General features: G+C 67.0%; 9 protein-coding genes. 5 read left to right on the forward strand and 4 right to left on the reverse strand.

Going from position 1 to position 10,348, the window contains the following annotated elements:
* Window positions 1-200 precede the first annotated feature (200 nt).
* Both prrA and WA317_RS01805 read left to right on the forward strand, forming a co-directional pair.
* The gene (gene prrA / locus WA317_RS01800) at window positions 201-911 is read left to right on the forward strand and encodes a two-component system response regulator PrrA (protein WP_425171406.1); all 711 of its coding nucleotides are present in this window, start codon (window positions 201-203) and stop codon (window positions 909-911) included.
* Between the two features lie 10 nt (window positions 912-921).
* On the forward strand, window positions 922-2,262 hold the full coding sequence (locus WA317_RS01805; protein WP_425171407.1) for a sensor histidine kinase: 1,341 nt from the start codon (window positions 922-924) through the stop codon (window positions 2,260-2,262).
* Here WA317_RS01805 and WA317_RS01810 read toward each other — a convergent pair whose 3' ends face one another.
* The 3 genes from WA317_RS01810 to WA317_RS01820 are packed head-to-tail and all read right to left on the reverse strand — an operon-like array spanning window position 2,263 to window position 4,485.
* Entirely contained in the window at window positions 2,263-3,252 is a 990-nt protein-coding gene (locus WA317_RS01810; protein WP_425171408.1) for a sensor domain-containing protein, read from the reverse strand.
* The gene (locus WA317_RS01815; protein ID WP_425171409.1) at window positions 3,252-3,404 is read right to left on the reverse strand and encodes a hypothetical protein; all 153 of its coding nucleotides are present in this window, start codon (window positions 3,402-3,404) and stop codon (window positions 3,252-3,254) included. Before WA317_RS01815 ends, WA317_RS01810 begins: the two co-directional genes overlap by 1 nt.
* 13 nt (window positions 3,405-3,417) lie before the next feature.
* Window positions 3,418-4,485 (reverse strand): OmpA family protein, encoded by a 1,068-nt coding sequence (locus tag WA317_RS01820; protein WP_425171410.1) that lies wholly within the window; start codon window positions 4,483-4,485, stop codon window positions 3,418-3,420.
* Window positions 4,486-4,527: 42 nt separating this feature from the next.
* On the opposite strand from WA317_RS01820, the gene WA317_RS01825 reads away from it, so the two are divergent.
* Window positions 4,528-4,791: a DUF2630 family protein gene (locus tag WA317_RS01825; RefSeq protein ID WP_425171411.1), complete on the forward strand. Its 264-nt coding sequence runs from the start codon at window positions 4,528-4,530 to the stop codon at window positions 4,789-4,791.
* 11 nt (window positions 4,792-4,802) lie between these two features.
* Window positions 4,803-6,386 carry a phytoene desaturase family protein gene (locus tag WA317_RS01830; protein ID WP_425171412.1) on the forward strand — a complete coding sequence of 528 codons (1,584 nt, stop codon included), beginning with the start codon at window positions 4,803-4,805 and terminating at the stop codon, window positions 6,384-6,386.
* On the opposite strand, the gene WA317_RS01835 is transcribed toward WA317_RS01830, so the two are convergent.
* Window positions 6,387-7,682: a citrate synthase gene (locus WA317_RS01835; RefSeq protein WP_425171413.1), complete on the reverse strand. Its 1,296-nt coding sequence runs from the start codon at window positions 7,680-7,682 to the stop codon at window positions 6,387-6,389.
* 219 nt (window positions 7,683-7,901) lie between these two features.
* Here WA317_RS01835 and WA317_RS01840 point away from each other — a divergent pair.
* Window positions 7,902-10,348: BTAD domain-containing putative transcriptional regulator (locus tag WA317_RS01840; protein ID WP_425171414.1), on the forward strand; the 2,447-nt coding region annotated here is incomplete at its 3' end.

Raw genomic sequence — 10,348 nt, forward strand, 5'->3', positions numbered from 1 at the left:
GTTGACGCCTTGCGCGCAGTGCCCGACGGCGAGCGCCTGGCGGCCCGACTGGAGCGTTACCGGCGCATCGGCCTGTCCCGCCCGGCGACGATGCAGAGCGCGCAGCGCGATGAGGAGGAGCCGGGCGATCCGCCCTAGTGCGTGCAAGGGTGCGGATCGACCGGTCAGCGTCCCACAGTTAGGCGGCTCGATCAGGCAAAATGGCGGGCATGGACGCTGGTGTGAGCTCGCCTCGGGTTTTGGTGGTCGACGACGACTCCGACGTGCTCGCCTCGCTGGAACGCGGGTTGCGGCTGTCCGGCTTCGAGGTCGCCACCGCGGTTGACGGCGCGGAGGCGTTGCGCAGCGCCACCGAGACCCGGCCGGACGCGATCGTGCTGGACATCAACATGCCGGTGCTCGACGGCGTCAGTGTGGTCACCGCGCTGCGCGCCATGGACAACGACGTCCCGGTCTGCGTACTCAGCGCGCGCAGTTCGGTCGACGACCGGGTGGCCGGCCTGGAAGCCGGCGCCGACGACTACCTGGTCAAACCGTTCGTGCTGGCAGAGCTGGTCGCCCGGGTGCGCGCGCTGCTGCGGCGCCGCGGCTCGACCGCCACGTTCTCCTCGGAGACCATCGCGGTCGGACCACTGGAAGTCGACATCCCGGGTCGGCGAGCCCGGGTCAACGGGATCGACGTCGACCTGACCAAGCGGGAATTCGACCTGCTCGCGGTGCTCGCCGAGCACAAGACGGCGGTGCTGTCCCGCGCGCAGTTGCTGGAATTGGTGTGGGGCTACGACTTCGCCGCCGACACCAACGTCGTCGACGTGTTCATCGGGTACCTCCGGCGCAAACTGGAGGCCGGCGGCGCGCCCCGGCTGCTGCATACTGTTCGCGGAGTGGGTTTCGTGCTGCGCATGCAGTGACGAGGTGACGATGAATCTGTTATCGCGAGTATTGACCCGCACGCCGTCGCTGCGTGCCCGGGTGGTGGTCGCGACCGCGATCGGCGCGGCGATTCCGGTGCTGATCGTCGGCACCGTCGTCTGGTTCGGTATCACCAATGACCGCAAGGAGCGGCTGGACCGCCGGCTCGACGAAGCGGCGGGCTTCGCAATCCCGTTCCTGCCGCGCGGTCTCGAGGAGATTCCCCGCTCACCCAACGACGCCGACGCGATGATCACCGTCCGCAACGGCACGCAGGTGACCTCGAATTCGACGGTCATCCTGCCCGAATTGGCGGCGGGTTACGACGACACGTACGTCAACGGGGTGCGTTACCGGGTGCGGACGGTGAACATCCCCGCCCCGCAGGTGATGTCAGTGGAAGTCGGTGCCACCTACGACGAGACCATCGCCGAGACGAACAGCCTGCACCGCCGGGTTGTCTTGATATGCGCGTTCGCGATCGGCGCCGCGGCGGTATTCGCATGGATACTTGCCACGTTCGCGGTTCGGCCGTTCAAGCGGCTGGCGCAACAGACCAGGGCGATCGATGCCGGCGATGAAGCGCCGCAAGTCCAGGTGCGTGGCGCCACCGAGGCCGTTGAGATCGCCGAAGCGATCCGGGGCATGCTGCAGCGCATCTGGAATGAGCAGAATCGGACCAAGGAGGCACTGGCCTCCGCCCGTGACTTCGCCGCGGTGTCTTCCCATGAACTGCGCACCCCGTTGACGGCGATGCGCACCAACCTCGAGGTGCTGGCCACCCTGGACATGCCGGACGACCAGCGCAAAGAAGTGCTCCACGACGTCATCCGCACCCAGTCGCGCATCGAGGCGACGCTGAGTGCGCTGGAGCGGTTGGCACAAGGCGAATTGTCGACCTTCGATGATCACGTGCCGGTCGACATCACCGAGCTGCTCGACCGCGCGGCCCACGATGCGATGCGGGTGTACCCGAACCTCGACGTTTCGCTGGTGCCGTCACCGACCTGCATCATCGTGGGGCTGCCGGCCGGATTGCGCCTGGCCGTCGACAACGCCATCGCCAACGCCGTCAAACACGGCGGCGCCAGCACAGTCCAGCTGTCCGCGGTCAGTTCGCGGGCCGGCGTGGAGATCGCCATTGACGACGACGGCACCGGAGTGCCCGAGGAAGAGCGTCGCGTCGTCTTCGAACGATTCTCCCGCGGTTCGACGGCGTCGCATTCCGGGTCGGGACTGGGGTTGGCACTGGTGGCGCAGCAGGCTCACTTGCATGGCGGCACAGCGGCATTGGCGGACAGCCCGCTCGGCGGCGCACGGTTGTTGTTGCGCCTGCCGGGGCCAAGCTGACTAGCGCGGGATCTTCGCGGCGATCGCATCGAGGATGCCGACCGCTTGGTTTGTGGTGTCCGGACGGCAGGCTCGAATGTCGATGACCACGTTGCTGCGGGCGGCCAGCGCCCGCTGGCAGCCCCAGATGGCGTTGTCCACGCTCGTCTCTGTCATCGACAAGACGCCGCTGGTGTTGGTCACCGGGCCGAAAGTGAACAGCCTCCCCGCCCGGGGAGGCGGAGTCGTCAGGGTGACGGTACGGCCCGAGCAACCGGACCACTGCGCGAACTGTTTGGCCACCACCTTGCCGGCCGCGTCGGCGTTCGGGTAAGCGATCACGGCTTGATCAGCGATGTGCCGCAGGGGCTTTTCGTCGGCCCTCGAGGCTTGGCTGTACGCGCCGGTTTCCCCGGTGCCGGCATAAACGCTGTGCTGGCCCGCGTTCCATGCACTGACGCAGTCCGCCTCGGCGATCTCCGACCTGTTGGCGGGAACCAACGTCGGGACGCCGGTGGATTTGCTCATGTTGGTGACGCCGACGATATCGGCGATCTGCTCGGCGGGCAGCAGCAGGCCGGCCAAGGCGGGGACGGCCACCGTGGGCGGTGGCGTGGACGTCGGTGTGCTCGATGACGTTGAGCTGCCGCGATCATGGGCTGTCACCGTCAATGTCGCCGCTACCGCCACCCCCGCCGCCGAGAAGACGGCGACCGAAGCCCACCATGGCCAGCGTCGCCGGCCGCCCGGTCGTGGCGAATCCCACTGCGGCGGCGTTACTTGCGCCGTCGACGTTGTCCGTCCGACGGGAATCTGTGCTGTCGTCTCACCGCCGACCGGGATCTTGGTGGTCTTCTCCGAGGCGGCATCGGACAAGGCACCGGCAGCCGACCGACCACTCGGATCACTCACCGGCACTTCGCGTCGGACGCGCCGGATCGTCAACGCGAACGTCAGCACCATTCCGAGCACGAAGGCCAGGACGATCAGCCACCATTGCGGGTGGTTCATCACCGTGTTCCGGTCTCACGCGAGCCCGGTAGGTCTGCGATGACTTCGTCTTCGCTGGTACGCCGGACCGCGAGGATGGTGATCACCCAGGCCACCACCGAACCCGCCAGGAACGCAGTCAAGTACCACAACCACTGGGTAATGAATTCCATTCTCGACTTCTCCTCAGCCGGCGACGATCTCGACACGACGGTTCTGGGCGCGGCCTTCCGGCGTCCCGTTATCGGCGACCGGATTTGCGCACCCCAACCCTTTCGAGGTGAGTTGCCCGCGCGGAACCCCTCTGGCGACGAGAAAGTCAGCGACCGCCGTTGCCCGTTCGGCACTCAGCGGGATGTTGATGCCGTCGTTGCCGGTGTTGTCGCTGTAGCCGTTGACGACGATCCTCCCACCCGGGCAGGCTTTCAATCTGTCTGCCAGCGCAGTCAATTCCTGCTCGATGTCCATAGTCAGCGTGGCTGCGTCGACGCCGAATATGATCGGTTTCGGCAGGGCACCGCGGATGGCCTGCTGCAAGTTGCCGCAATCGCCTTGCGGGCTGGGACCGGGTGGTGGCGGTGCCGCCGACGGTGAAGGCGCCGCGGTCGGCGGAGGCGACCGGGTCGGCGCGACCGGCCCGCTGACCTTCAGCGTGTCCAGGATGTCGACATTGGGCCAAGTGTCTTGGGCCGCCTGCTTGACCGCGTCGTGCTGGTATGCGGTGGACGCGGTTCCGGCCAGCGTGACGGTGTCGCCCTGGACCGTGAGATTGAAGTCCGGAATGGCCGCTGCGGCACTGAAAACCTTTCCGGCGTCGGTGAAGTCGAGTGCGTCGACGTCGGGATTGATACCGAGCCGATCGATCAGGCTGACACCAGGAGGCAGAGCGGTGGCGACCGCGTCCACCAGCGCCGCCCTGGCCTTTTGGTCGGGGAAGGCGCCGCTGAGAGTGATGCTGTTCCCGTCGCGGACGATCGACGCAGGGGCCAGGGTGATCGCCGGCACCCTCGGACCCGTCGGCGGCACAGGCGACGGGGCAGGGCGGGTCAGCGTCGGAACCTTACCGGTGGGGCCGGTGGCCCAGGACACCGGTCGGTCCTGCATGCCGTAGCCGATGGCGCCCAGCAGCAGCGGAATCACCACGAGTCCGACCAGCCAGGCGAGCCCGAGCGGCCGCCGGTAGTACTTGGACACTCGCCGCCACTCGTCGACTGTGGGAGTTTCCTTGCTTGCCGCTTCGCCGGATTCCGCCATCAGCCCTCCCTACGCGCGGTAAACGGGACCTATCCTAGAGCTGTGGCAGACGACCGTAAACCGACCGATCAAGACACTCTTGCCCGCATTCACGAGCTGGTGGCCGAGGAGAAATCGCTGCGGGACCAATTGCAGCACCGCAGCGTCAGCGAGTCCGAGGAGCATGACCGGCTGCGCCGCGTCGAGATAGCGCTCGACCAATGCTGGGATCTGCTTCGGCAACGTAGGGCGCTGCGCGAGACCGGAGGTGACCCGCGCGAGGCCAGCGTCCGTCCGCCCGACGAAGTAGAGGGCTACCTCAACTAGGAACTGCTGAGATGCCGGCCGGCTTCGACGCGATCGTTGTCGGCGGCGGTCACAATGGGCTGGTCGCTGCGGGCTACCTGGCCCGGGCCGGTATGCGGGTGCGCCTACTCGAGCGGCTGGAGCACGTCGGCGGAGCCGCGGTCTCGGCACAGCTCTTCGACGGTGTCGACGCCCGGCTGTCGCGCTACGCCTATCTGGTCAGCCTGTTGCCGCAGAGCATTCTCGACGACCTGGGCGCCCGGGTGCGGATGGCCCGGCGACGCTATTCGTCTTACACCCCGGATCCGGAAACGGCCGGGCGTACCGGGCTGCTGATCGGACCGCAATCGGCGGCCCACCCGCAGGCGTTCGCGTCGATCGGAGCCGACGACGACCAGCGGGCGGTCGCCGACTTCTACCGGCGCTGCCGGGCTGTGACCGGACCGCTGTGGCCGACACTGCTCGAACCGCTGCCTACCCGTAGCCAGGCCCGCCGCCGAGTCGTAGAAGGCGGTGACCCCGACGCCGCAGCCGCGTGGCGAGCGATGGTGGACGAGCCGATCGGCCATGCCATCGCCGATGCGGTGCGCAATGATCTGGTCCGCGGTGTGATCGCCACGGACGCGTTGATCGGCACCTTCGCCTCTCTCAACGATCCCGCGCTCGCACAGAACGTCTGCTTCCTCTACCACCTGCTCGGCCACGGCACCGGGGAATGGCACGTCCCGGTCGGCGGAATGGGCTCGGTAATCGCAGCGCTGGCGACCACAGCAGCCGGTCACGGCGCCGAGATCGTCACCGGCGCAGAGGTTCACGCGGTTGACCCGGACGGTGAGGTGGTCTACCGCCACCGCGACGACGACCACGCAGTCCGCGGGCGCCTCGTCCTGGCCGGTGTTACACCGGCGGTGCTGGCCGGCCTGCTGGGCGAACCGGCACCGACGTCGGCGCCGGGCGCACAGGTCAAGGTGAACATGCTGGTGCGCCGGCTGCCCCGGTTACGCGACGACAGCGTGACACCGGAACGGGCGTTCAGCGGTACGATGCACATCAACGAGACATACACCCAACTCGAGGCGGCTTACTCCGCCGCAGCAGGCGGGCGGCTGCCCGAGCCGCTGCCGTGCGAGGTCTACTGCCACACGTTGACCGACCCGAGCATCTTGTCGGCCGGCCTGCGCGATTCAGGCGCTCACACGCTGACTCTGTTCGGGTTGCACACCCCGCACTGGCTGCCTTCTGCCGCCGAGCCCGACGAGTTGCGGGCGCAATTAACCGATTCGGCGCTACGGTCCTTGAATTCCGTTCTGGCAGAGCCGATCGTCGACCTGCTACTGCCCGATGGAAGCGGCGGGCGGTGCATAGAGACGAAATCCACCCTGGACCTGGAGCGCACGCTGATGATGACCGGCGGCAACATCTTTCACGGTGGGCTGAGCTGGCCGTTCGCCGAAGACGGCGAAAGCATGGCCACACCGGCGCAGCGCTGGGGGGTGGCCACCGCGCACGAACGAATCGTGCTCTGCGGCTCGGGCGCTCGCCGCGGCGGAGCAGTGTCCGGCATCGGCGGACACAATGCGGCCATGGCCGCCATGGCGGTGCTGGAGTTCGACTGACTAACGCGCGTCGAGCGCGGCGTAGTCGCGTTCGCCGTACCCGGTGTAGATCTGGCGCGGACGGCCGATCTTGCTGTCACCCTCGTCGTGCATTTCCCGCCAGTGCGCGATCCAGCCCGGCAACCGGCCCAGCGCGAACAGCACCGTGAACATCCGGGTCGGGAAACCCAGCGCCCGGTAGATCAGCCCGGTGTAGAAGTCGACGTTCGGGTACAGCTTGCGCTCGACGAAGTAATCATCGGTCAGCGCCGCCTCTTCAAGCTCCTTGGCGATGTGCAGCAGGTCGTCGTCGCCGCCGATCTTGGCCAGAATCTTATCGGCCTGCTCCTTGACGATCCGGGCCCGCGGATCGTAGTTCTTGTAGACCCGGTGCCCGAAGCCCATCAGTTTGACGCCGGCCTCGCGATTTTTGACTTTGCGGACGAACTCGCTGACGTCGTCGTCGCTTTCGCGGATCTGCTCGAGCATCTCCAGCACCGCCTGGTTTGCGCCGCCGTGCAGGGGACCCCACAGCGCGTTGATGCCGCCGGAGATCGAGGTGAACATGTTGGCCCGCGACGAGCCGACCAGCCGAACCGTCGACGTCGAACAGTTCTGCTCGTGGTCAGCGTGCAAGATGAACAGCATGTCCAGGGCCCGGACAATCTCCGGGTCGGCCTGGTAGGGCTCGGCCGGCAGTCCGAACGTCATCCGCAGGAAGTTCTCCACCAGCGTCAGCGAATTGTCCGGGTAGAGGAACGGCTGACCGATCGACTTCTTGTAGGCATAGGCCGCGATGGTGGGCAGCTTGGCCAGCAGCCGGATGGTGGACAGCTCGACCTCTTCGGCGTTCGTGGGGTCCAGCGAATCCGGGTAGTAGGCGCTTAAGGCGTTGACCACGCTGGACAGCACCGGCATTGGGTGTGCGTTGGGCGGGAAGCCGTCGAAGAAGCGCTTCAGATCCTCGTGCAGCATGGTGTGCCGCTCGATGCGGTGGGTGAACGCCGCCAACTGCTCCTGGGTCGGCAGTTCCCCGTAGATCAGCAGGTAGCTGACTTCGATGAACGTCGACTTCTCGGCGAGCTGCTCGATCGGGTAGCCGCGGTAGCGCAGGATGCCGGCGTCGCCGTCGATGTAAGTGATGGCGCTCTTGGTGGACGCGGTGTTGACGAAGCCGTTGTCGAAGGTGGTGTAGCCGGTCTTTGACAACAGCGGACCGAGCGCGATCCCGTCGGCTCCCTCACTGGCGTGGACGATCTGCAGGTCCAACTCACCACCCGGGTAGTTAAGAGTGGCAGTGTCGTCGGTTGCGGCCACAGGAACCCCTTCGCGGTCTTGGTCGGTCGGCGCCAGCCCTGGCGGGTGCGTTATAGCTGAAGGTAGTCGTTGTTGCAGAGCCGCGCCTGCGCGGGGGCGCAGTCTGGGTCCAGCCGGAATCCGCAATCTTAAAAATTGCAGGCAGGGGAGCTTTACTCGATCTTGACCACCCGTTGAATCGTCTGACCGACGATGGCTGATGTGAGTACGCTTCCATCGATGGAACTGGGGGTTTTGGGACCTATCCAGGTCCGACAAGACGAAGCGCCCGTCATTATCCCGGGCGCCAAACCTCGCGCCATCCTCACGATGCTCGGGCTGCACGGCGGTGCCGTGGTGTCGGCCGACACGCTCGTCGAGATGCTGTGGGGCGAGAATCCGCCGCGCACCGCGGCCAAGGCCCTGCAGACCCATATCTCCTCGCTACGTCGCGCGCTGGGCGACGGCTTCGTGTTGACCGAAGGCGCGGGATGGACCTTGGCCCAGACAGAGGTCGATGCCTCGCGGTACAAATCGGCCGCCCGACTGGGCCGCGATGCCGCTGCCGCTGGAGACACCAGCGAAGCGGTGACCCGGTTCGAGGAGGCGCTCGCACTCTGGCGCGGTATCCCTGAGCTGCCCGATGGCCGGCGCGGGACATCCGAGAAGACGCGGTGGATGGAGGGCCATGCCGCGCTCGTCGAAGATAGGGCCGACGCGTTGCTCGCGACGGGCCGCGCCGCGGAGATCATCGGCGACCTCGAGGCGGCCGTGACCGACGCGCCGCTGCGCGAGAGGCGTTGGGGCCAGCTGATGCTCGCGCTTTATCGCGCCGGCAGGCAGGGTGAAGCCCTGGGCGCCTATCAACGAGCGCGGGCGCTGCTGGCGGACGAGTTGGGAGTAGACCCCAGCCCAGAGCTTCGGCGGCTCGAGGGATCGATCGTCGCGCAGGATACCGCCCTGGAAATGCCTGCAACACAAAATCTTCCGTCGGTGACGCGCGCCGTAACTTTTCTGCTCACCGATATCGAGGGATCGACCGCCGCCTGGGAGGCAGCTGCCGACGCTATGGCGGTAGCGCTCGCCCGCCACGACGAACTGGTCGAACAAGTCGTCACGTCGCGCGGGGGAAGGCTGATAAAAACGCGCGGCGAGGGCGATGCGACGTTTTCGGTTTTCGAGCGGCCATCTGCGGCCGCCGCCGCCGCCATCGAACTCCAGGACGCGATCAGCCACGAGCCCTGGGCGTTGCGCGAGCCCATGCGCATCCGGGTGGCACTGCATACCGGCGAGGTCGAATTGCGCGACGGCGACTACTTCGGCCGGGCGGTCAACCGCGCCGCGCGCCTTCGCTCCCTGGTCGAGGGTGGGCAGATCCTGTGCTCGGGCGCGACCGCCGAACTCGTCATCGACTCGTTGGCCGACGATGTTGTGCTCACCGACTTGGGCATGCGCCAGCTAAAAAACCTCGCGCGTCCCGAGCATGTTTTCGAGCTGCGCCTAGACACGGTCAAGGACCGTCTTGAACAGACAACCCATGCGCCGATCGAGCGTCCCAGCCTCCCCGCGGTACTAACCGGCCCCGGGCCGTTCGTCGGGCGCGGGCACGAACTCGGCCGACTTCTTTCGACCTGGCAAAGCGCGCTCGCCGGTGGCGTTTGCGCAATGCTGATCGCCGGTGAACCCGGGGTCGGCAAGACGCGCTTGGCCGGGGAATGGTCCCAACAGGCCTACGAGCAAGGAGCGGTCGTGCTGTACGGCCGTTGCGACGAGGATCTCGGCGCGCCCTATCAACCGTTCGCCGAGGCCTTGCGCACGCTCGTGCCCTGCCTTGGTACCGACCGGCTGCGGGGGCTGCGCGGCGTCGAAGCACTCCTTGCGCTGGTGCCCGGTCTGACCGATGTGGTGCCCGATCTGGCTGCGCCGACGCGCGCCGACCCTGACACCGAGCGCTACGCGCTGTTCGACGCCGTCGTTGCGCTTCTGGACGTCGCCTCCGTAGCAGAGCCGGTCGTCCTGATACTCGATGACCTGCACTGGGCAGCCAAGCCGACGCTGCTGCTGTTGCGCCACATCCTGCGCTTCGGCGAGCGCGCCCGCGTGCAGATCGTCGGCACGTATCGCAGCACCGACCTCGACCGCTCGCATCCTTTGGCGGCAATGTTGGCCGACCTGCACCGCGATGGGACTGCGAATCGACTTCAGCTCGGCGGCCTCGACGAGCACGACGTCACCGAATATGTCGCCGAAGCCGGTTACGACGACGAAGACCTGGCCCGAGCCTTGGCTTCGGTGACCGGCGGCAACCCGTTCTTCCTCATCGAGGCTCTGCGTCACGTCGACGAGAGCGGCGGCCGGTGGGCTCCGAGCACCTTGCCGCAAGGGGTGCGAGAAGCGGTGAGCCGCCGGCTTTCGCGACTTCCCGCCGAAACAAACAAGGCCCTCGCGGCGGCCGCGGTCGTGGGCAGCCGGTTCGCCTTGGAATTGGTCGAGCGCGTGGTGGGGGACGACCTCATCGATGCGTTCGACGAAGCGGCCAAGGCCGGCATCGTCATAGAAGAGCCTGGTGGTCATTACCGGTTCAACCACGCCCTCGTGCGACAGTCGCTGCTGGCCGAGCTGGCCTCGATGCGGCGCATGCGGCTGCACCAGCGCATAGCCACCACGCTGGAGGCCCAGCCCGGCGC

The sequence above is a fragment of the Mycobacterium sp. genome (genome assembly GCF_049802695.1).
Taxonomy (GTDB): Bacteria; Actinomycetota; Actinomycetes; order Mycobacteriales; family Mycobacteriaceae; genus Mycobacterium.

Coding starts and splice junctions, on each gene's coding strand:
- WA317_RS01805 (WP_425171407.1), top strand. CDS start 922: ATGAATCTGTTATCGCGAGTATTGACCCGCACGCCGTCGCTGCGTGCC.
- WA317_RS01810 (WP_425171408.1), bottom strand. CDS start 3,252: ATGAACCACCCGCAATGGTGGCTGATCGTCCTGGCCTTCGTGCTCGGA.
- WA317_RS01820 (WP_425171410.1), bottom strand. CDS start 4,485: ATGGCGGAATCCGGCGAAGCGGCAAGCAAGGAAACTCCCACAGTCGAC.
- prrA (WP_425171406.1), top strand. CDS start 201: ATGGCGGGCATGGACGCTGGTGTGAGCTCGCCTCGGGTTTTGGTGGTC.
- WA317_RS01815 (WP_425171409.1), bottom strand. CDS start 3,404: ATGGAATTCATTACCCAGTGGTTGTGGTACTTGACTGCGTTCCTGGCG.
- WA317_RS01830 (WP_425171412.1), top strand. CDS start 4,803: ATGCCGGCCGGCTTCGACGCGATCGTTGTCGGCGGCGGTCACAATGGG.